Origin of the sequence: Janthinobacterium sp. UMAB-56 (genome assembly GCF_900095265.1) — a bacterium.
GTDB lineage: Bacteria > Pseudomonadota > Gammaproteobacteria > Burkholderiales > Burkholderiaceae_D > Janthinobacterium.
Genome location: NZ_LT607659.1, coordinates 29693 through 47304 on the forward strand (window position 1 = coordinate 29693; position 17612 = coordinate 47304).

Genomic DNA, 17612 nt, shown 5'->3' on the forward strand with positions numbered 1-17612 from the left:
GGTCAATTCTCGATGTTGGCAATGATCCAGGCCGGGACGGTCATTGGCATGGTCGGGTTATAGGTTTCGGTGTTGCTGGTCGCGCCGACGATCTGGCGCCGGGTGATGCTGCGCATGTGCGCCACCATCTCGCCGGCCATCTCATTCGCCTGCGCCTGCTTGCGCTCGATGTTCGCCTTGACGGCACCCTCGGTTTCGGCGGTGATAATATGCACGTCAACGGCACGGCGCTGGCCGAACCGATGGCAGCGGCGCACGGCCTGGTAATATTTTTCGAATGAATCGTCCATGCCAGCGAAGACCATCACATTGCAATGCTGCCAATTCATTCCGAACCCGCAGATCGATGCTTTGCTGACCAGCACGCGCGCCGCGCCATGGGTAAATGCCATGACGTTTTTTGTCTTCTGGTCGATGGTCATGGAGCCGGTTACCTCGACGGCGCCAGGGATGGCAGCGGTCAGGGCCGTGCTTTCCTCGTTCATGTGACACCAAACGATCACCGGCTGATCGGTGCTGTTGGCGATGCTGGCCGCCAGCGCAACGCGATCAGCCATGCTGTTTTTCTTGGCCTGGCGCCGCTCGGACAGTGACTGCGCGGTGACCGCGAACAGTTGGCCTTCCAACAGGTCGCCGCCCGATACCGTGTGTTCGATCATGTTCAGCGGCGGCAACTCGTACCGTGCGCCATCGAAGCCGATATCGGCCGGGTTGCGGATACAGATGGACCAGGTGGCCATCCATTCCCAAAACCGCGTGCGGCCGTGCCCCTTGAGTCGCCATTTCGAGGTATCGCCGCCGTCGTGTGTGAAAAAGGTGGCGAGCATTTCCGATGCGGACATGACGCCCAGGAAATCCGCCTGGTTGCCGAGTTCCATGTAATCGTTCGGCGATGGTGTGGCGGTGCACGACAACTTGTAGGGCGTGGACTTAAATGCTGTCACGATGGCTTCGCGGGTCTTGCTGGTGTGTGATTTGAGGATGCTCGATTCGTCCAGTACCACGCCGGCGAATGATTCCAGGTCGAAGTGATCCAGCATTTCGTAGTTGGTGATAGTAATGCCTGGTTCGACGTCGGCATCGGCGCGGCAATATTTAACAACGATGCCGAATTTAGCCGCCTCATCGACCGTCTGCTGCGCCACACACAGCGGCGCCGCGATGATGACGTTGCCGCCAGTATGGTCGGCCACCGCTTGCGCCCATGCTGTTTGCATGGCGGTCTTGCCGAGGCCGGTATCGGCGAACAGCGCCGCGCGGCCACGCTTCAATGCCCACTTGACGCACGCGGCTTGGAAGTCGAACAGGGGGCCAGTAGGCACGTCCAGATCGAAGCCGGCCGGCACGTCGACGCGCAACTTGTTTTTAATGAAGTGCTCGTATTCACCCAGCGCGGTAAATTCCGCTTCGTTAAATGCACTCATGATTGCTCCATAATATTTTTTGTTGTGGTCGGCGGCGCAGGGGCCGACCGTTGTTCGTTCAAGGCTTGCGCGCACTCAGCCATCAGCTCGACCTGCGTGCCATAGCGCGCCTCGAAGCGGGTTTTCCATGGATGAACCGCGACCATCGTTTTGTCTTCGCCAGTGCCGTCCTGGTGGTGACCGGAGCAAAGTGGCAGCACGAGTTGGTGGCAGCCAGGCTTTGTGCGGCCGTCGACGTGATGGATGCTGACGTGTGTATTGAACTTGCCGTCTTTCTTGCAGGCGACACAGCCAAGCGCGGCCAGGCGGGTCCACAGCAGTTTCTCGGCGGTCGTAACGGCGCGCTCCTTCGACTTCAAACTGGCCTTGCGCTTCGATGCCGTGCGCTGGTGCGACTGCACGGAGAGCATGCCGGTGCTGGGCATGGGCGAGGTGCGGGACTTGAAGCCCTTGCCTGGCTTCATGGGCTGGCTGCGATTCATGCGATTACCGCACGATCGGCCGCGCAGCCTGCACAAATCCAGTCGCGCCGGCGCGAGCCTGGGCGCGGCAACAACCGGCCGCCAATCTGGCTGCGCGGCATTTTGCAGTGCGTGCAGTTCCGACGGTTTCCGGTGGGCGCTTGTGATTTTTGAATGGCGCGATGCTGCCGCTCAGTTCGGGCGAGGTCGTAGATCATTCTGCCTCCATTCTCATCTCATGCTCATGTGTGAAGTTGATGCGCATGGCTGCATCAATCCGGCGGCCGATCCATGCGACGACCGGCACCGCAAACGAATTTCCGTGCGATTTGTACCGTGGTCCGTCAGCAGCCAGCAGCCACCAGTTGCCGTCGATCTGCGCCCACATGCTCTCCGGACGCAGTTTCGTCACGCGCTTGCGGGCGTATTTTTTGATGGGGATGGCGGTGTAGCCGTCAGGGAATCCCTGCAGGCGCTCCGTTTCCGTGGGCGTGAGGCGGCGCACCGCCATGCCGGGAGTCATGATGTTGCGGTCGTTGGTCTTGCCGCCGCCGTTGCCGGTCATCAGCGCGTATGCAACCTCAGTGATAGCCTCCAGACTGCGACCTCCTTCGCGACCACGCTCCTGGAATGGCATTGCCACAATCGGCTGCCCGCGACCAGTTCCATCCTCGCTGGCGTCGAAGCCCTCGGCCTTGAGACAATGGGTGACGTCTCCAGTGATACAAACCGCCAACTGCCCGCCCGCATTCACATGGCTTGCGGCATGGCCCATGGCGCGCATGGTCGGCGCCAGTTCAATGGTTGCGTCGGCGCCGTGGTCTTTGCATGAGAACGCGATGGCCTGCACTTCGGCGCGCGCCTCAAGTGTGTAGGCGATGTGCGCCTGCACACCGACGCCATCGGGGCCGCTGTTCGGGTTCGCCCGGAGCGCGCCGGCTTGGATGGCATAGGTGATGGCCTGCGCCTGCGGGCTGGACGATCCGAGCGAACCGAATACTTCGGTGCTACTGATGCAATCCTGGCGGCTATCGAAGGCGATTGCCGTCAGATCGCCGGCGACAATCGGCGCCTCATGGTTGCAGGTCAGCGTCGCGCTGCGGTCAATTCCTAGTTCCGCCCCCCCTGTCCGTGAGCCAGGCAATACAGTGGGCTGGAGCAGTCCGGGAGTGCTGCCGCAGTCAGGCTGTCCGCCACGGCGGCCAAGGCTCGATGTAATAGTTCCGGCAACGTCTTGCCCCGTTTCTCGGCGCGGCGCAAAATCCCCGCGCATGCTTTGGCGCTCAAGAAGTATTGGGGTGCGACTGGACCAGTTTCCAGTATCGAGGACAGCGAACACGCGGCGGCGCCGCTGCGCCACTCCGAACCATTGCGCGTCCAGACATGCCCATTCGAGCAATCCATTGTCGCCCAGCGCGCAGCCTTCCGTGCCCCAGCCGTTGACGGGCACTGCAACGTCGTCGAGTCCTGCCAGGAGTTCAACCACGCTTGCAAAGTCTCGGCCCTGGCTGCTGCTGTAGGCGCCAGGGACGTTTTCCCACAATGCGAATCGGCAGCCGCCGTGCTTACGGGCCCACTGGAAAATATTGAAGGCGGCGAAGAATAGGCCGGATCGAGTAATAGTTCCATCTGCATTGAGCATTCCTTTGCGTTTGCCGGCCACGGACATGTCCTGGCACGGCGAACCGAAAACCATCACATCGATGCGGCCGAGTGCGGCGATATCCGCTTCGGTAATTTTGGTGATGTCGCCCAGGTTTGGGACGTTCGGATAGTGGTGCGCCAACACGCGCAGGGGGAAGTTTTCGATTTCGGCCACGCCTACGCATACCCAGCCGAGCGGCGCCCACGCCACAGTTGCCGCCTCGATGCCGCTAAACAGCGACAGATAGCGGATTGGAGTTGCCGGGAGCTCATCGCGCTTCATGGGCGCGCCTCCGCAGCCGGCCGGCGAACGACCACGACAGGCATTGCGCCCACCGTGCCGCGGAAGTGCGGCGTGGCCACTTGGCCAGGCTGTTCTGGTCCCGCGCCCATCAGCGCCGCGCGCGAGGCGTCTTTCAGCACGTAGCGAATGCCTATCAGGCGTACATTGCCCTGGATGAAGCGCGAGAAGATCATGCGCAGGCGGTGTTCCATGCCCGACTCTTCGATATCGAAGCCCGCGCGCTCGCAGATTTGGTAGAAGGTGCCGGGCCCGGCCAGCATCGCCTGCAGCAGCGCGTAAGAGCGGGAGCCTTGTTTCGGGAGCGTTATGCCGGAGCGGCGGCGTTTCGTCTTATTTACGCCGAAAGTCGGGCGCGCTCGATTGTCAACTTGGCTATTCACAAGGACACCTCACCTAGCACCGAGTCGCGCCATTTCACTTGCTGGATGGGGGTGCCGCTGGCATGCGCCTTGCCGGTATCCATCACGTAGGCATGCTCCCTGCCCTTCTCGGTTGGCACCCAGTGCCCGGCGATGTTCTCTTGCAAACCGGCCTGCACAAGCAACTGGTTGAAGGCCTTGGCGCTCTTGACGAAGCGGCTGCCCAGCTCCGTCGGTGTGTAGTAAATCTCCTGGCTGGGCGTGGCCAGGTGCGTGCGATCCATCAGTTGCAGCATGTTGACGCCGGTCAGCGCGGCCGTGCCCTGGTTCGCGCTGATAGCCGCAGCGTTCTTGTCGAGGCCGATCAGGCGCGCGATGCCGAAAATGGCGCGGAATTCCTTGGCGGGCGAGATTGCGCTGCGCGTCGGCGCGGCGGCCGGCGCCTGGCCGGTGGCCACGGCATCAAAGGTGCGGATGACTTCCAGGTGAAACTTGGCGCTGATCCACATGGCGTAAGCGTAGACCAGCTCCTTGCACGCATAGGTGCCACCGTTACGCCCCGGCTTTTTAACTACCGGAATTCCGGTATTTTCCAATTCGGCAATCAGCTCGGCGGCCTGGCGGTTTTCCAGCCAGTAACCAGGCACGTGACGGTCCTCGCCACCCGATGCTTTGTGCAGATCATTCAGGCAAAAGCGGCCATCTGAATCGGTGGTGATCACCGTTTCTGCGATGTTGATGCTTTTGTGTTGTACAATTTCGCCCATAAATTCTTTCCGGTATTTATTGCGTTTCAAGGAAGCCCACCTGCAAGTGGGCTTTTTTCATTTCCGGCCCAGCAGCTCGGCCAGCATTGCGCTGTAGTGCGCCCGCGCGCGGACGTGGCCAGGGTCCGGGTCGTGTGTCCGCACGTAATGCGGATTGGGCTCCACCTGGTCGTGCTGCTGCGCGCCCTGCTCGGCCTTCGCCGGCGTGCCTCCTTCCGGCTTCATGGTCGTCCAGGTCAAACCGCCACCTCTGGCGCGGCCGGTGTGGCGATGGCTTTCAATTCGCGGATCGCGATGTCGGTCGCTTCGTGCGCGCGGATCAGGATCGTGGCGCCGATGGGCAAGCGGCCATGGCGAATCTTGCTGATGACTGGCGGCGCGACTTCCAGCGTGAGCGCCAGGGCGGCGTCGTTTTTCAGGCCCAGCTTCTCCATGAGGGTGTCGAGCAGCTTGTTGTTGCCGGCCATGTTGTTGAGCGCCTGGCTCGGCGAATGGATGGGTTTTTGCGTCATGTCATGCTCCTGTTTGATGGTGGATAAATCGGCCACTAGGTGGCCGTGTGATGCTGTAGCTGTCGGGCGCCGAACCCGTTACGGCGGCCTGTGTCGATCTACCGCGCGGTCCAGGTCTTTGCCGGCCCGGTACTCCGCGCGCTTTGCCAATTCAAGGACCGCCTGGTCATTCGATTCTTTCGCGGCACGGGACCTGGCGCGCGCCTCAACCAGCGCCCTGGCGTAATGCACGATCTGATCCGTGGCGCTGGCAGTTATTTTTCCGTCATGCATTTCCCCTCCCTCTCTACTGTTTCTGGTCGCTCACTGCGCAGGCGAAAGCCCTTAAAAACGCGATGGTCGGGGCGCGCCGCCACGGGATGCTCGATTCGGCAGGCTGGTCACAAAATGCCTATGTCCTGGGTATTCCCGTGGCCGCCTCGTCGCTTTACCATTCACCGGCACTGGCATTGGAGGCGCAAGCGGATTCCAGGCGTTCATCAAACGGCGCGCCTGGGTGCCGCAGCGAATACCGATCTGGCTGCATTTCTGGCGGAATGCATCTTTCTCCGTGCTGCTGAGGATGACGGTCAAATCTGCGTCGCGCGCTGGTGGTTTTGTTGCTTGGTTCAAAGTGCTGCTCCTATGGTTCGGACTACGAGGAAAAGGTGATGCGGGTGCTGCGAAATATGGGCGGGAGATTCCAACGTGGTAACTTGTCAATTCCACTCAACAATTTACGAAGGAAGCTCCCATGGACAACTCGGTAAATATCAGCTTCGACGGCGAGGACTTGCGGTTTCGCACGACCTACAAACTGGACAACGCGGGCACAGCAGAGCTAAGCATCGTCTTGCAGAACGAAAATCTCACCCTACTGGAGATGCACGCTCAGACGTGCGAGTCTGCGGCGGACTCTCTATCCAGGCAGGCTGCTTCATTCCGACGACTGATAGCCAGTACCCAGGCTTCGCGCCAGGCGGCGGAGTAGCATCGCTGGGCGCTTCCTCGACGCGCGAAACCTGCACCAGTTTTGGGGTACCCCCTTCGATTCTGACGGCGGATGAGCGCGGGCCAGTGACGTTCACGATGTATTGCACCGAGCCAGGGCGCGGATACAACTTGACAGTCACCGCGTCTTCACCGGCAAACAACTCGAAGGTGGGCGCAAATGGATCGGCGGCGAAGCGCTTTTCGGCGGCGGCTGTGACGGCAGCAGCAAAGTCACTGAACGGCGCGAGTACATCGCTTGCAGAGGCGGTGCCGCGATCCGCATTGCTGGATTTCTTGGCGCCCGGCGCGGCAACATCGAGAGGTGCTTGCACTATCAACTCAGCGCCACGCTGGTGGCGACAGAGCGCGGTCAGCAGCGCAGTGTGCTTGCGCAGCTCAATCAGGATCAAAGGCTGATTTTCATCGGTCACCGGGGTGCCAATGAGAAACTTGGCGGAGGAGCCAATGATTGCGCCAGAGCTTCCGGCGCTCGTAAGCGGTCCGGCGTCGGGCAGTGCGTTGATGGCATTGACGGCGGCGTTGTGCAGTTCCAGTAACGCCGGGAGGTCGGTCGTTGCGCAGCGCGACATGGCAGCAGCAGTAAGTGCGCTCAGCGCGGCACGAATCGTTAGTTTTTTATTCATTTTTCACATTCTCAAAGGATTGACATGGGCATGCGAGACAGAATCGCTTTGCTACTTTGGCGGGATGTAGACGGCTATCAGCCGGAACTGGGTCGCCAGGGTGATCACCACAACGTCTCCTTGCTCACGCGCTGCCGGCAGGCGCGAAGCTGGCTTGCCCAGGGTTGGGCCGCCAACTGGAAATGGTGGATCACCACGATCATCGCCACTTGCGCCGTTGCCGCCGCGATCGTTCCGCTGTACCTGAACGTCGCCAAACCCCGTGAGCAGGTGGATGCGCGTGGCGGGGAACTGCTGCTTAAGTGTGTCGAGCAGCGCAAATGCATCATCCGAATCGAGCCGATCCCGCAGCGAGATGACAAGATCGTCGCCAGCCCGGACGGCAACGGGCGCGATGACCATCGGGCGCCGGAACAGTGAGGACAGCCAGCTCATGGAATTGCTCTCGCGTCGATGCTGACAGCAGCGCGGTCGGGCACGGTGTCGAGCATGCAGTTCGTCGTGGGCGGCTGGCGGCCGGCGTGGCCTGGTGCTGGGGCGGGATCGGTGGCCCGGTGGGCGGCACCCATAGGCGGCCTGGCGCGCAGAGATTCCCAGTTGAACGATGGGAGCAACTCCTCGCAGCGAACAATCCCCCCGGTGATGTCTTCGATCTTAGGGCAGTGTTTCGAGGGAACTGGCCGCAATCCCTTTATCCACTGATTGACGGCAGCGGGGGTAACGCCCAAGCGCCCCGCCAGGGCCGCCTGCCCACCGAGAATCGAGCACGCCCGCACAATTGAAACCTGAGATGAATTTTCCATCTCAATACAATAGCATTGCTACAGTTTTATCGCAAGCCTTGCTATTGTTTTTTTTCGATAGCATAGCTACATGAAGATTCTGACAATAGAAGAGGAAGCCGAAAGGCTCAAAGCGCGATTTGCTAAGGTGAACCGCGCTGAGTTTGCTCGTGAGCAGAACATAAAGGGCGGACAATCGATGATTTATCAAAATATCACCGGTAGGCGCCCAATAAGCCTCGATGCTGCACTCGCTTACGCGCGGGGCTTTGGCTGCACTCTTGATGACATAAGTCCCCGTCTTGCGGCGGAGGCGTTGCAGGCATCGCGTCAAACTGAGGCCGGTTCCAGCGGCGTCATACTGCGCGAGCCAATCCATGCGATAAGCACTGAGATAGCTATCCCACAATACGATACCGGCGGATCGATGGGTGCTGGCGTGCTGCTGCGCGATCAGCCTGGCGAGATTAACGGGTGGCGTGTCACACCGGACTGGCTTCAAAAAAATGTCCGCAGTCATACCGGTGTAAAAAATCTTGCCATCGTCACGGGTTTTGGCGACTCCATGCGGGGCATGTTCAATCCAGGCGATCCACTGTTAGTAGATCGGGGAATTAATACTTTTGATGGAGACGCAGTTTATTTCTTCAGGGTTGGCGATGAGGGCTTTATTAAACGACTCCAAAGAATACCCGGTGAGGGCATTATTGCATCATCCGAAAACAAAGCCTACCGCGATTGGACGATAAAGCCAGACATGGATTTTCAAATATTGGCGCGTGTTATTAAGGTTTGGCAAAGCGTTGACTTTTAATGAAATATTCGAATGTTTGGAGATTCAATCAAGCGCAACCCATTGAAGATATTAAGGCAACCGAGAGAATTTTTACTCAAGCTGAAAATTTCGCAGCCGATCAATGTCAGCGACTCGTTCAAATAATCAACGAATCAGCCCAAATAGCAAAAAAATCAAAAAATCTGAAAACTAGACGATCTAGGCTTGGCGTGGCGCAAGATCGCCTTGTTGAACTAAAAAACTTGGTAGCGCAGCATTCATTCATATCACTCACAAGCCTAGATAAATTCGAATCGGACCTAATGGCGTTGACGGAGGAAATAAGTCAAGAGGAGGATAATGCATACCCAAATTATGATTTGTATAAGAGCCTAACTTATCAGGTGCCAATGCGACTTAGTACGCCGGCCAGGCTCCTCCCTTTGCACGGCATCATTTTTAATGACCTCCCGAATTTTCCACCTACTATGGATGCTGGCGAAAATGAGGGGCGCTGGGTGCCGCAATCCTTTACTTTCCGAGAGATTGGCATCGACGTTAATTATGAGTCCGACAATTTAATTTCGTCGGACATTGGAAAAATACCTCTGGATGGCGGCGATTTTCTAAATTTCCTAATTGCTTTCCGCGCAATTCTTGAGGCTGACAATTCGATGGATTATCGCATTATGAAAATTCGTGAGATATTGATACTCCCCCAATGGCTTGACATAGCCGGTAGACTCGAACAAAGCGATGATGACATCATTGATCAGTTCTTTCCGCAATTCTTGGACACCATCCCAAAGCTGGGGCGTGCATCGATTGAACTCATGATGATGATGGGACTATCTACGGCTGCCGCAATCGATGAGGCTCCGGATCATATCCTCCTTGCGATCAAGGGCGTCGGCCCAGTCATCCTGCGCTCAATCCGCGCACGGTGCACCGAGATCAATGCAGATCGGCATCATGATCGAATCGATATGGTTGAGCGATGAGGAAATGTGAAAATTTGATAGATTTCCTATTGTCAATATTTTATATAATGCGGCCGTGCAACGGCGCAAATTTTCCGGTAAATTAAGGTCAAGAAATGAAATTTTCCCATATGGTCGCAGTGGCGACTTTTTCCATGTCTCTTGTGGCTTGCGTTACACATGTGCCGACTCCGAAGCCAAAGCTTATGTTGACCGACCCACAGGCCGCAGCATCTGAGACGAAAGTCTCCCACGACGAATTTAAAAAAATTACAACGTTTTTGGGCGCGAACGCTTCTGAGTACAATACTTTGCGATTGCGCGCGTGGAAACAAGACTCAGATAAATCCGTTAATTATCAGATATACCTCACGTCTTTCTATAATGCTCAGTGGCGCTTTTACAATGAGGCTTACGACTCTAAGGGGATGAAACTTGATTTCGTTTCTATTGATCGGAAGGTGTCATCCTGCTCCAGCAGCAGTGGCTGCTATTACGAGGAAACGGTTGGCATTAACGTAACCAGAAAATATTTGGAGGAAAATCAGGAAACCGGAATCCGTTACAAGATCAGTGGAAAGGCGGGCGAGGCCGTAGGATTCTTGCCTGCGGCCTACATTAAGGGCTTTCTGATTAGCATCGACAAATCCTAACTCCATCAGATCGGTTGCCTGGATGGCGCCACCAGCAAAATCCCCCCTCCCTCCGCAAAGGCAAGCCTTGGCGTCACATCGCCAGCGGCAGGTGTGCCGCTGATTCGGTTTGCAGGCATTGCGGCTGGGCTGGGCTGAGTGAGTCGCGGTGGTGCGGGCTGTGTGGCGCCACTTCATCGCAATCAATAGTTAGGAAAAAATGAGCACCATTACTGTTGACGAGGTGTTGCGAGTGATTGAATCCACTCCGACCATCACCATTCCAGAGGTTGCGGCAAGTCGTCCACCGACTGTCGCCGTGCTCGAAGAAATCATCGCAACTATTCGGACTGAACTGGGTCTGCAGTCACCCAATGTCGTTACATTGCATGCACTGATGGTCGAGATGCAGACGACGCAGGCACGACTGATGGAACAGGCTGCAAAAGAAATCCGGGAGACTGGTCAAACAACTCAATTAGGCAAAACGCCCGAGAAAATCGCTGAGACGGTGGCAAAAATTAGGCGCATGACTGGGGAAGTAGCGGCGGGCAGCCAGGCAATTGCCCTCAGACTTGCGCAGGGGATTGAGTCGCCTGCTGACACACTCCCTATCGATGTAGTTGACAACGAAGCCACGCCGGGCGATGATGAAAAAATGAGTGCTACCACCGACAAAGACTACATTGATGCCAAGCTTGCGGCTGCTACAGCCCAAATGATCGGCGACATCAAAACTGCGAACGCCATCGCGGACGGTCGGCTTGCGACCATTGAGGCCAGGACTGACGGCAGGATCGCCTCGATTGAGGAAAAAATGATTGCGAACTTTGCTCGCTTTGATGCCACTCTACACAAGAGCACAGCAGATACCGTGAAGTGGGTAGCCGGAACAGTTCTCGCGCTTGGCGTCATCGGAATTTCGCTGATGACATTCTTGCTCAACAATGTCGCGCCCAAAGGTCCGGCAGCTGCGCCAGCGCCAATTATAATCTACGCCCAGCCGACGCCGGCCGCGCCGACAACTCCCCAGGCGCCAACCGCCAAGCCGTAAGATCAGCCCGCCGCGCGCGGGCTTTTTTACGCCTGGCGTCGGACTATTCCAAGATGCTCGGTCCCGGGTCGCTAAGGCCGAGTTCCAGCTGGACGATTTTGGTCGGACGCCGCTTGCGGGAATCCATCCGCACGAAGTCAGATTCTGTTGCCGTGCGATCAATCAGCGGCCGGGAGGCTTGCAGCGCGACCTTGACGCCGCCCTTGGTCATCTTCGAGTAGCGCGTGCTGCCAGCCGCTTCGTTGTGGATGGTATGCCCGGCTGAAATCAGCCCCCTATTCTTCACAGCCAGGTCGTAGGCCGCAATGTGCAGCGGCCGGCGATCCTCAGCTGTGCTTGGCTCGCTATCCGGATCGACTTCGAACTGCTTGAAATAGTGATCTTCGAGCGCGACGAACATATCCCAAGCTTGATCGGTTTCGATCATCTTTGCATGCCGTGTCGCGCCGCGTTCAGTCCAGAGCATCAGTGATCTCGTTTTGGCGGAAATCTGCGACCCACTTAAAGTGGGTCGCAAATCTACCAGAGTCTTGCCTGACACTTTGAAGAAATGAATCCCTTCATCGAACCGCGCAGCGTTTCGGGAGTAATTCATCTGGACGTTCTTCACATCCGTCCCATAGAGCTTCGCCAACAACTCTGTGGTGATGACATTCTGACCCTTCCAGCGAATCTTCGGGAGTGCTGCCGCGCGCACCTTCAGTGCTTGCAGCGAGACATATCGACCGGCCGCGCTGGCCAGGAGCTCTTCTGATACGCGATCATTCATTGCAGGGCTCCGCAGTCGGCAGGTTTAAAGGTGTGAAGGTCGCAGATATCCAGTACGGCGTCATGACCGCCGATGCAGCGAACCATATCAGTGGCGAGCTCCATCCCCGTGGAAGTGAATGCCTTGGCCTTGCCGTAGGCAGCCAAGATCGCCGCATCCTTGAAGCCGCCGGCAATTGCCTTGCCCAGTAGGTCGGCGTAGATCTGCGCCGCGAAGGGTCGGCCATGCACGTCGAGTTCTCCGCGCTCAGCATCGCCACTGAGGAGCAGCACTGTAGCCATCGCGATCTCGATGCGGTCGCATTCAGGAATTGCGTAGCGGCATAGGTTTGCTGATGCCGACTTCAGCTCGGCGCTGCGCGGTGGCGCGCTCACGTCGAAGCCCCTGCATGCAGGTTATTAATCGGATTACTACCCCTTGCGCCGCAAAGGATCACAACGGATGTGACCCTTGCGGTAAGGGTGTCCGATTTCTGGACACCCTCTACGAAATTAAAATCACGCACAGACATTGCCTATCTCCTAACAGGTTAAAGTTGAGAAGCGGAAAATCAAGAGTATCACGGCCGCCAGCCCAGTTCCACCGCCGCCAGCCTGCGTGCTACACCTGGCCTTTGACACTTTTGGCGGCATTCCATATTGCCAATTTCGCTACAATGAGACGCGCCCTACTGCTTCCCGACTCCGGACGCGCCCATTAACTAAAAAAGGAAATTTCATGGCCATTGACCGCGTATTGCAAAATGAACTACTAACATACCTATCTGAGACGTACCCGAAGATGACGATCATGGGCGAATGGATCGGAAGGAACCCGAACGTCTCGCCAAATCTGCATTACCTGTATGAGCATGGATTAATTGATGGGTCCTACTCTCAGGAAATAGGCGGAACAAAAACTTTCTCCCAGGCCAAAATCACATCGGCAGGCTTGGATTTTCTTGCCGACGATGGTGGGCTGACCGCAATCCTGGGCGTGGTGACGGTCAAGCTTCACGATGACACGATCCGCGACTTGATTGCGGCGCGCATCCAGGGTTCGGATCTGCCGCCCGAAGAAAAGACTGGATTGTTGCATCAGCTTCGGGAGTTGCGCGGCGATTCCATAAAACACCTGACAATGAAACTATTGGATGCGGGCGCGGAGAATCTGCCGAAATTAATTCAGATAATTCAAACGTCCCTGTAGTCGCGCCCAGGATCGTCTCGTCAGCCCCTGCGCAGCGCACATACCGCGCGTAACCAATCGGATCTGCGGCACCTTGGCGGCCCAATGCGAGCCAGAACTCGATCAGATCGGTTTGCATCAGCAGATACGATTCGGTCGAGCCAGGGAATGCGCGGCTGGCCATCGCCACCAGCCCAGCCGGCCGCATTGCGGGCGTAAAATTCGCCGCATTGCCACCCCCGTCGGCCGGGGAATTTTTTTGCCCCAGCGGGGCCGAATTATTTTCCACTATGTTTTCCTTTGTAAAAGGTACTCAAAAATCATTATCTTGCTCTTGAAGTAAGCTTTTGATCTTGCTTTTCCAAGTTCTAAAGCCACCGTTTTGAAGCCTATGCCCTTGGAGACTCGGTTCCTGAGCAGCACTCTCCCAGTAGCCAAGCGATAAAGCCTGGCTCCGTGAGAACGCTGAATGCCCCTCTTCGACTTCGGACACTGCGCATAGGGGAGACTTTGACCGTTTCCGGCCCCCGACTCGACTCTCCCCACTATCACCCATCGTTGCCGCCAGTCGTCCTTCTTGCGGCCCTTCCACTACGCCCGTTTCGCGTTAATACCCTGGGTACTGCGTAGCGTTCGCCGACTCCATCTATCTGGACTCGCGCTACCCGGCGTGATTTTGTCCGGGCATCCGGTCGCTTTTGAGGCGACGAAAGAATTTTAACATAAACTGTAGCAATGCTATTGCACATAAACTGTAGCACTGCTATAGTTCATCCATCGAAAGCAAACACAGGAGTACACCATGTCCCGCACCCAAGCAATCGCGATGATCAAGGCCAACGCCGCCAAGGGCGACATCAAGGCATGCACGCGCATCCTGATCGAAAACCGCATCAGCCGCGCCGTGTACGACCAGGCTGTTGCCGATGGCCGCTCGCTGGGCGAGTTCGTTGCAAAACGTGATGCAGCCGGGAGCGCAGCATGAGCCCCGCAGAGCTCGCAGCACTCGAAGCGGTCCTCGTCGCCCACGGCGAAGTGATCCCGGCAATCGCAATCCCAGCGCGCGGCTAATCGCCATGAAGATCATCTCGAACATCAGCGCCGCGAAAACTACCAATGACGGCCATTGCGCCGGCCTGGTTGCCAGCATCGGCTGCCCTCGCCGCTTGGAAATTTGCAACTCGTTCGGTGCCAGCTTGCCGCGTGGTCGGTTGCAGTACCTGGAATGCGGCGCTGCCGCCGCGCTGCGCGCCGAAGCCTGCAGCAACTACACCGGCCCTTGGCGGATGGAAGCAGCATGAGCGCCCGCGACGCCCTGCCCGGCCTGTTCACCGCATCACCTGCGCGCGCAACACTGCGCAAGTACAACGTGTCGATCAAGTTTGAGGATGGGAATTTTGAAGCAACAGCCTGGGCGGGAAGCCCGAATCAGGCGCATGAACTGGCGCGAGTAGATGCGCGTATGGCGTCTTGCACCGGCACGTTTTATGGCCGCGAGCTGGGCTGGACTGCTGAGCTGGCAAAGGTTTAGCGGTCGCCCGCCGCCGCAGGCAAGGCGGGACAGGACTGGCAGCCCGATTAACTGCCCGATGGCACAGAGTGGCCCGCTCGCACTGCGTTAGGTGCCGACCGGCCGGCGTATCCGGCCAACCCCTCAACGAACGGAGCAGTCATGGAGCAGAGCATCGAGCAGCGCGTAAAGAAAATCGTCGCGGAGCAGTTGGGCGTCATCGAGTCGGATCTGACTCGCGAATCGCACTTCGTCAACGACTTGGGCGGCGACTCGCTGGACAAGGTTGAAATGGTGATGGTGATGGAAGACGAGTTCGAAATTCAAGCGTCCGACGACGACGCCGAAAAAATCGAAACTGTCGGCCAGGCTATCGAATACATCGAAAAGAGCACTCCGACGTAATGCACCACCCTGACCTGCGCCAGGCGAGCGCAGGAACCACACAGAGCGGCGGCGAATGAATGTAAAGCGCGCCGGACGATGGGGAGCGCCGGCGCCGGCGTCCATTGGCCGGGGAGGCATCGGGATCGTCATACCGATGGCCGCTCTGTGTGGTGAATGCGCAGGCTGATGCGCGAGCGATAGTTATCCCGGGCGCTTGTTCGAGCTGACGTATCTAGAACTGGAGCAAGCCGGAGACCAGCGCCGGCCGCCACACGCGCTTCCTGGCGTACGCAGGATTGAAAGCCCCGTAGTGGCTGTGGTGTCGGACAGTGCGGCCGACACCAGCAGGGTTCGATCCCCTGCCGGGGCGCCAATTAACCAGAGGAGCAGAACAATGAATTGCGACTGCGTCAAAAGAATCGAAACGAACCTGGCCAGCTCGCCATTCATCGTGGCCAAGGCCGGCAGCGACATCCAGGTCGAGTGCCAGGCCACCGGCTTCGCCATGACGGATGACATGGGCCTGCTCAGCACGATCAACATCCCGTTCCGCATCCGTGGCACGGGCAAGGGCTTTACCAGCGCCAAGGGCAAGGAAATGCCGTGCGTCGCCAGCCACTGCCCTTTCTGCGGCCGCACGACTGGCCGTTACGTGGTGGGCGAGGACGCCGGTATTGCGGCGGCATTCGCGCCTTCGGCCCGCCAGTAATTAAAACAACAACCAAAGGAGCAGGCCATGCGCCAAGTTCAAGTTTTCAAGTGGGAGCAGCAGACCATCGACGGCTGCCGTAAAAGCGTCAAGGTTCCGGACGGCATGGCAGCCTTTCACCAGTTCGGCAACCAGTATGAAGAATTCGATAACGGCGCGGGCAATTACACGACCGCGATCATTGAGCGCGCCGATGGCAGTGTGCAGCAGGTCAATGCTGACATGGTCAAGTTCATCGATCCACCTGTGTTGGCGGGGCCAGCGGAAAATATCGATCTACGCGACTACTTTGCAGCAAAGGCTATGCAAGCGTTGATCGCAAAGCATGGTGGGCACGTCGATGATCACACGGCTGAATCAGCAATCCCGTCCTTCTCAGAAGAAGCGCCGAATATTTTGGAGGTGGTTGAATATGCATATGGAGCAGCCGACGCCATGCTCGTAGAGCGCGCCAAATGATCGACGCCCGCAACGTCACCGCCGGCCGCCAGTCCCGCCTGGCCGTATCTGCCGCCCTCGCCTTCGCCCACCAGGATGCTGGCATGGAATCGGCGCTGAACAGCGGCTGCCTGGACGCGACCGACCAACTGCCGGCCGGCGCCTGTTGCAGCGAGGTGGCCACGCCGCGCCGCAACGGCATCCGCCTGCAACTGACATACCGCGAAGGGGCTGCATCGTGAGCTACGTCATAACCACCTGCACCGCCACCGGCGGCCAGCACACCTACGCCGGCACCGGCAGCCCTGACGCCACCCTCGCAGCGCTGCCGGAAGACGAGCCGATGAGCATCACCGTGCTGGTGTCGCCATGAGCCTCATAGAAACGCGCTGGAAGTGCGGCTCATGCGGTGATATTCACGAAGACGAGAGTGACGCACACGAGTGCTGCCAGCCCAGTGTCAGCGAGGTCTACATCTGCCCAGTATGCGGCGCATGGCACCGCGGAGAAGATGCAGCGCAGGAATGCTGCCCGAACGAAGGCGAGGACGGTGATGCAGAAGGTTGCAGCCCGACGGCAGCGGAACTGGAAGCGCAGGGCCAGATGCGTTTAATTCTCGATCAAGGAGCTCGCCCATGAGTCAACCTAACTACCGGGCGATCACGCGCCGCCAGCCCGCCAGCTGGTTCGACAAGGCGATGGCCATTATCGCTGTCGCAGCCTTCTTCGCTCTGCTGGCCTGGACCGAGATCAGCGACAACGCGGCAAACGCCCGTGACCGCGAGTTCATCGCCGAGCTGGCGCGGCAAGCGGCACAGCCGGACCGCTGGCCGCTGATCGAGCAGGCGCCGGCGAAATGAAATTGTTTATTCAGGTGCTGGGCAACTGGCATGCGGGCCAAGCAATCGTCTACGCCGTCCGCCTGGCGCTGTTGAAGGCAGAAATCATAAAACTCACAAGGAAAAAGTCATGAATGCAGTTACGCAAGAAAGCCGCACCGCCATACAGGCGACCCAATACGAACAAGGCGACCTGCCCGTCGTAGCTACCAGTAGCGCCTCGCTGATCCTGGACAGCGCAAGCATGGACAGCATGATGCGCTTGGCCGACATCATGGCCAAGGGCCGCGCCACCATCCCGGAACACTTGCGCGGCAATGCTGCCGACTGTGCGGCTGTGGTGATGCAGGCCATCCAGTGGCGCATGAACCCATTCGCGGTGGCGCAGAAAACGCACCTGGTCAACGGTACGCTCGGTTACGAGGCGCAGCTGGTCAATGCCGTGATCCAGTCGAGTGGCGTTACGCTGGACCGCTTCAAGTA

At 58.1% G+C, this 17612-nt stretch carries 30 protein-coding genes; 17 read left to right on the forward strand and 13 right to left on the reverse strand.

What is annotated here, in order from left to right; all coding sequences use genetic code 11:
- Positions 1–2 precede the first annotated feature (2 nt).
- The 10 genes from K0F85_RS16620 to K0F85_RS16665 form a co-directional block, all read right to left on the reverse strand.
- Entirely contained in the window at positions 3–1424 is a 1422-nt protein-coding gene (locus tag K0F85_RS16620) for a DEAD/DEAH box helicase (protein ID WP_219117095.1), read from the reverse strand.
- The gene (locus K0F85_RS16625) at positions 1421–1906 is read right to left on the reverse strand and encodes a Ref family protein (RefSeq protein ID WP_257572831.1); all 486 of its coding nucleotides are present in this window, start codon (positions 1904–1906) and stop codon (positions 1421–1423) included. Before K0F85_RS16625 ends, K0F85_RS16620 begins: the two co-directional genes overlap by 4 nt.
- Positions 1903–2103 carry a hypothetical protein gene (locus K0F85_RS16630; protein WP_219117096.1) on the reverse strand — a complete coding sequence of 67 codons (201 nt, stop codon included), beginning with the start codon at positions 2101–2103 and terminating at the stop codon, positions 1903–1905. Before K0F85_RS16630 ends, K0F85_RS16625 begins: the two co-directional genes overlap by 4 nt.
- Positions 2100–3812, reverse strand: coding sequence for a DNA cytosine methyltransferase (locus K0F85_RS16635; RefSeq protein WP_219117097.1), 1713 nt, complete (start codon positions 3810–3812; stop codon positions 2100–2102). The genes K0F85_RS16630 and K0F85_RS16635 overlap by 4 nt, the downstream gene beginning before the upstream one ends.
- Positions 3809–4213: a hypothetical protein gene (locus K0F85_RS16640; protein ID WP_219117098.1), complete on the reverse strand. Its 405-nt coding sequence runs from the start codon at positions 4211–4213 to the stop codon at positions 3809–3811. The genes K0F85_RS16635 and K0F85_RS16640 overlap by 4 nt, the downstream gene beginning before the upstream one ends.
- Positions 4210–4959: a KilA-N domain-containing protein gene (locus tag K0F85_RS16645; RefSeq protein WP_219117099.1), complete on the reverse strand. Its 750-nt coding sequence runs from the start codon at positions 4957–4959 to the stop codon at positions 4210–4212. The genes K0F85_RS16640 and K0F85_RS16645 overlap by 4 nt, the downstream gene beginning before the upstream one ends.
- Before the next feature lie 57 nt (positions 4960–5016).
- Positions 5017–5184 carry a hypothetical protein gene (locus tag K0F85_RS16650; protein ID WP_219117100.1) on the reverse strand — a complete coding sequence of 56 codons (168 nt, stop codon included), beginning with the start codon at positions 5182–5184 and terminating at the stop codon, positions 5017–5019.
- 11 nt (positions 5185–5195) lie between these two features.
- On the reverse strand, positions 5196–5471 hold the full coding sequence (locus K0F85_RS16655; protein ID WP_219117101.1) for a hypothetical protein: 276 nt from the start codon (positions 5469–5471) through the stop codon (positions 5196–5198).
- Positions 5472–5549: 78 nt separating this feature from the next.
- Positions 5550–5744: a hypothetical protein gene (locus K0F85_RS16660; protein ID WP_219117102.1), complete on the reverse strand. Its 195-nt coding sequence runs from the start codon at positions 5742–5744 to the stop codon at positions 5550–5552.
- Between the two features lie 575 nt (positions 5745–6319).
- Complete coding sequence (locus K0F85_RS16665) at positions 6320–7087, reverse strand: hypothetical protein (protein ID WP_219117103.1); 768 nt, start codon at positions 7085–7087, stop codon at positions 6320–6322.
- A 30-nt stretch (positions 7088–7117) separates the two neighbouring features.
- Between K0F85_RS16665 and K0F85_RS16670 the strand changes: the two genes are divergently transcribed.
- The gene (locus K0F85_RS16670) at positions 7118–7507 is read left to right on the forward strand and encodes a hypothetical protein (RefSeq protein WP_219117104.1); all 390 of its coding nucleotides are present in this window, start codon (positions 7118–7120) and stop codon (positions 7505–7507) included.
- Positions 7508–7518: 11 nt separating this feature from the next.
- Here K0F85_RS16670 and K0F85_RS16675 read toward each other — a convergent pair whose 3' ends face one another.
- Positions 7519–7890: a helix-turn-helix domain-containing protein gene (locus K0F85_RS16675; protein ID WP_219117105.1), complete on the reverse strand. Its 372-nt coding sequence runs from the start codon at positions 7888–7890 to the stop codon at positions 7519–7521.
- A gap of 70 nt (positions 7891–7960) precedes the next feature.
- On the opposite strand from K0F85_RS16675, the gene K0F85_RS28835 reads away from it, so the two are divergent.
- The 4 genes from K0F85_RS28835 to K0F85_RS16695 all read left to right on the forward strand — a co-directional run bounded on the left by K0F85_RS28835 (position 7961) and on the right by K0F85_RS16695 (position 11310).
- Positions 7961–8683, forward strand: coding sequence for an XRE family transcriptional regulator (locus tag K0F85_RS28835; protein WP_257572832.1), 723 nt, complete (start codon positions 7961–7963; stop codon positions 8681–8683).
- Positions 8683–9645: a hypothetical protein gene (locus tag K0F85_RS16685; RefSeq protein ID WP_219117106.1), complete on the forward strand. Its 963-nt coding sequence runs from the start codon at positions 8683–8685 to the stop codon at positions 9643–9645. Before K0F85_RS28835 ends, K0F85_RS16685 begins: the two co-directional genes overlap by 1 nt.
- Positions 9646–9740: 95 nt before the next feature.
- Positions 9741–10277, forward strand: coding sequence for a hypothetical protein (locus K0F85_RS16690; protein ID WP_219117107.1), 537 nt, complete (start codon positions 9741–9743; stop codon positions 10275–10277).
- Positions 10278–10476: 199 nt separating this feature from the next.
- Positions 10477–11310: a hypothetical protein gene (locus tag K0F85_RS16695; protein WP_219117108.1), complete on the forward strand. Its 834-nt coding sequence runs from the start codon at positions 10477–10479 to the stop codon at positions 11308–11310.
- Between the two features lie 43 nt (positions 11311–11353).
- Here K0F85_RS16695 and K0F85_RS16700 read toward each other — a convergent pair whose 3' ends face one another.
- The gene (locus tag K0F85_RS16700; RefSeq protein WP_219117109.1) at positions 11354–12079 is read right to left on the reverse strand and encodes an ORF6N domain-containing protein; all 726 of its coding nucleotides are present in this window, start codon (positions 12077–12079) and stop codon (positions 11354–11356) included.
- Positions 12076–12453: a hypothetical protein gene (locus K0F85_RS16705; RefSeq protein ID WP_219117110.1), complete on the reverse strand. Its 378-nt coding sequence runs from the start codon at positions 12451–12453 to the stop codon at positions 12076–12078. The genes K0F85_RS16700 and K0F85_RS16705 overlap by 4 nt, the downstream gene beginning before the upstream one ends.
- A 343-nt stretch (positions 12454–12796) precedes the next feature.
- Here K0F85_RS16705 and K0F85_RS16710 point away from each other — a divergent pair, with 343 nt between their 5' ends.
- From K0F85_RS16710 to K0F85_RS28845, 12 genes are all read left to right on the forward strand, one after another.
- Entirely contained in the window at positions 12797–13267 is a 471-nt protein-coding gene (locus tag K0F85_RS16710) for a hypothetical protein (protein ID WP_219117111.1), read from the forward strand.
- 781 nt (positions 13268–14048) lie between these two features.
- On the forward strand, positions 14049–14231 hold the full coding sequence (locus tag K0F85_RS16715) for a hypothetical protein (protein WP_219117112.1): 183 nt from the start codon (positions 14049–14051) through the stop codon (positions 14229–14231).
- 91 nt (positions 14232–14322) lie between these two features.
- Positions 14323–14547, forward strand: coding sequence for a hypothetical protein (locus tag K0F85_RS16720; protein WP_219117113.1), 225 nt, complete (start codon positions 14323–14325; stop codon positions 14545–14547).
- A complete protein-coding gene (locus tag K0F85_RS16725) occupies positions 14544–14777 on the forward strand; it encodes a hypothetical protein (protein ID WP_219117114.1) in 234 nt (77 codons plus the stop codon). Before K0F85_RS16720 ends, K0F85_RS16725 begins: the two co-directional genes overlap by 4 nt.
- A gap of 141 nt (positions 14778–14918) precedes the next feature.
- Positions 14919–15161, forward strand: coding sequence for an acyl carrier protein (acpP, locus tag K0F85_RS16730; RefSeq protein WP_219117115.1), 243 nt, complete (start codon positions 14919–14921; stop codon positions 15159–15161).
- 376 nt (positions 15162–15537) lie between these two features.
- Entirely contained in the window at positions 15538–15852 is a 315-nt protein-coding gene (locus K0F85_RS16735; RefSeq protein WP_219117116.1) for a hypothetical protein, read from the forward strand.
- A 27-nt stretch (positions 15853–15879) separates the two neighbouring features.
- Entirely contained in the window at positions 15880–16311 is a 432-nt protein-coding gene (locus tag K0F85_RS16740; protein WP_219117117.1) for a hypothetical protein, read from the forward strand.
- Positions 16308–16532, forward strand: coding sequence for a hypothetical protein (locus tag K0F85_RS16745; RefSeq protein WP_219117118.1), 225 nt, complete (start codon positions 16308–16310; stop codon positions 16530–16532). Before K0F85_RS16740 ends, K0F85_RS16745 begins: the two co-directional genes overlap by 4 nt.
- On the forward strand, positions 16529–16663 hold the full coding sequence (locus tag K0F85_RS28840) for a hypothetical protein (RefSeq protein WP_257572835.1): 135 nt from the start codon (positions 16529–16531) through the stop codon (positions 16661–16663). Before K0F85_RS16745 ends, K0F85_RS28840 begins: the two co-directional genes overlap by 4 nt.
- The gene (locus K0F85_RS16750) at positions 16660–16929 is read left to right on the forward strand and encodes a hypothetical protein (protein ID WP_219117119.1); all 270 of its coding nucleotides are present in this window, start codon (positions 16660–16662) and stop codon (positions 16927–16929) included. The genes K0F85_RS28840 and K0F85_RS16750 overlap by 4 nt, the downstream gene beginning before the upstream one ends.
- Complete coding sequence (locus tag K0F85_RS16755) at positions 16926–17150, forward strand: hypothetical protein (RefSeq protein ID WP_219117120.1); 225 nt, start codon at positions 16926–16928, stop codon at positions 17148–17150. The genes K0F85_RS16750 and K0F85_RS16755 overlap by 4 nt, the downstream gene beginning before the upstream one ends.
- A 109-nt stretch (positions 17151–17259) precedes the next feature.
- Positions 17260–17612 (forward strand): recombinase RecT (locus K0F85_RS28845; RefSeq protein ID WP_257572836.1); only part of this gene is annotated, 353 nt, incomplete at its 3' end.

What these genes read in the sequence shown, in the direction of transcription:
- K0F85_RS16740 (WP_219117117.1), top strand. Translation starts at nt 15,880, where the DNA reads ATGCGCCAAGTTCAAGTTTTCAAGTGGGAGCAGCAGACCATCGACGGC.
- K0F85_RS16690 (WP_219117107.1), top strand. Translation starts at nt 9,741, where the DNA reads ATGAAATTTTCCCATATGGTCGCAGTGGCGACTTTTTCCATGTCTCTT.
- K0F85_RS16650 (WP_219117100.1), bottom strand. Translation starts at nt 5,184, where the DNA reads ATGAAGCCGGAAGGAGGCACGCCGGCGAAGGCCGAGCAGGGCGCGCAG.
- K0F85_RS16695 (WP_219117108.1), top strand. Translation starts at nt 10,477, where the DNA reads ATGAGCACCATTACTGTTGACGAGGTGTTGCGAGTGATTGAATCCACT.
- K0F85_RS16655 (WP_219117101.1), bottom strand. Translation starts at nt 5,471, where the DNA reads ATGACGCAAAAACCCATCCATTCGCCGAGCCAGGCGCTCAACAACATG.
- K0F85_RS16635 (WP_219117097.1), bottom strand. Translation starts at nt 3,812, where the DNA reads ATGAAGCGCGATGAGCTCCCGGCAACTCCAATCCGCTATCTGTCGCTG.
- K0F85_RS16715 (WP_219117112.1), top strand. Translation starts at nt 14,049, where the DNA reads ATGTCCCGCACCCAAGCAATCGCGATGATCAAGGCCAACGCCGCCAAG.
- K0F85_RS16625 (WP_257572831.1), bottom strand. Translation starts at nt 1,906, where the DNA reads ATGAATCGCAGCCAGCCCATGAAGCCAGGCAAGGGCTTCAAGTCCCGC.
- K0F85_RS16720 (WP_219117113.1), top strand. Translation starts at nt 14,323, where the DNA reads ATGAAGATCATCTCGAACATCAGCGCCGCGAAAACTACCAATGACGGC.
- K0F85_RS16700 (WP_219117109.1), bottom strand. Translation starts at nt 12,079, where the DNA reads ATGAATGATCGCGTATCAGAAGAGCTCCTGGCCAGCGCGGCCGGTCGA.
- K0F85_RS16735 (WP_219117116.1), top strand. Translation starts at nt 15,538, where the DNA reads ATGAATTGCGACTGCGTCAAAAGAATCGAAACGAACCTGGCCAGCTCG.
- K0F85_RS28835 (WP_257572832.1), top strand. Translation starts at nt 7,961, where the DNA reads ATGAAGATTCTGACAATAGAAGAGGAAGCCGAAAGGCTCAAAGCGCGA.
- K0F85_RS16750 (WP_219117119.1), top strand. Translation starts at nt 16,660, where the DNA reads ATGAGCCTCATAGAAACGCGCTGGAAGTGCGGCTCATGCGGTGATATT.
- K0F85_RS16755 (WP_219117120.1), top strand. Translation starts at nt 16,926, where the DNA reads ATGAGTCAACCTAACTACCGGGCGATCACGCGCCGCCAGCCCGCCAGC.
- K0F85_RS16665 (WP_219117103.1), bottom strand. Translation starts at nt 7,087, where the DNA reads ATGAATAAAAAACTAACGATTCGTGCCGCGCTGAGCGCACTTACTGCT.
- K0F85_RS16630 (WP_219117096.1), bottom strand. Translation starts at nt 2,103, where the DNA reads ATGATCTACGACCTCGCCCGAACTGAGCGGCAGCATCGCGCCATTCAA.
- K0F85_RS16745 (WP_219117118.1), top strand. Translation starts at nt 16,308, where the DNA reads ATGATCGACGCCCGCAACGTCACCGCCGGCCGCCAGTCCCGCCTGGCC.
- K0F85_RS16710 (WP_219117111.1), top strand. Translation starts at nt 12,797, where the DNA reads ATGGCCATTGACCGCGTATTGCAAAATGAACTACTAACATACCTATCT.
- K0F85_RS16675 (WP_219117105.1), bottom strand. Translation starts at nt 7,890, where the DNA reads ATGGAAAATTCATCTCAGGTTTCAATTGTGCGGGCGTGCTCGATTCTC.
- K0F85_RS16725 (WP_219117114.1), top strand. Translation starts at nt 14,544, where the DNA reads ATGAGCGCCCGCGACGCCCTGCCCGGCCTGTTCACCGCATCACCTGCG.
- K0F85_RS16645 (WP_219117099.1), bottom strand. Translation starts at nt 4,959, where the DNA reads ATGGGCGAAATTGTACAACACAAAAGCATCAACATCGCAGAAACGGTG.
- K0F85_RS16670 (WP_219117104.1), top strand. Translation starts at nt 7,118, where the DNA reads ATGCGAGACAGAATCGCTTTGCTACTTTGGCGGGATGTAGACGGCTAT.
- acpP (WP_219117115.1), top strand. Translation starts at nt 14,919, where the DNA reads ATGGAGCAGAGCATCGAGCAGCGCGTAAAGAAAATCGTCGCGGAGCAG.
- K0F85_RS16620 (WP_219117095.1), bottom strand. Translation starts at nt 1,424, where the DNA reads ATGAGTGCATTTAACGAAGCGGAATTTACCGCGCTGGGTGAATACGAG.
- K0F85_RS16660 (WP_219117102.1), bottom strand. Translation starts at nt 5,744, where the DNA reads ATGCATGACGGAAAAATAACTGCCAGCGCCACGGATCAGATCGTGCAT.
- K0F85_RS16685 (WP_219117106.1), top strand. Translation starts at nt 8,683, where the DNA reads ATGAAATATTCGAATGTTTGGAGATTCAATCAAGCGCAACCCATTGAA.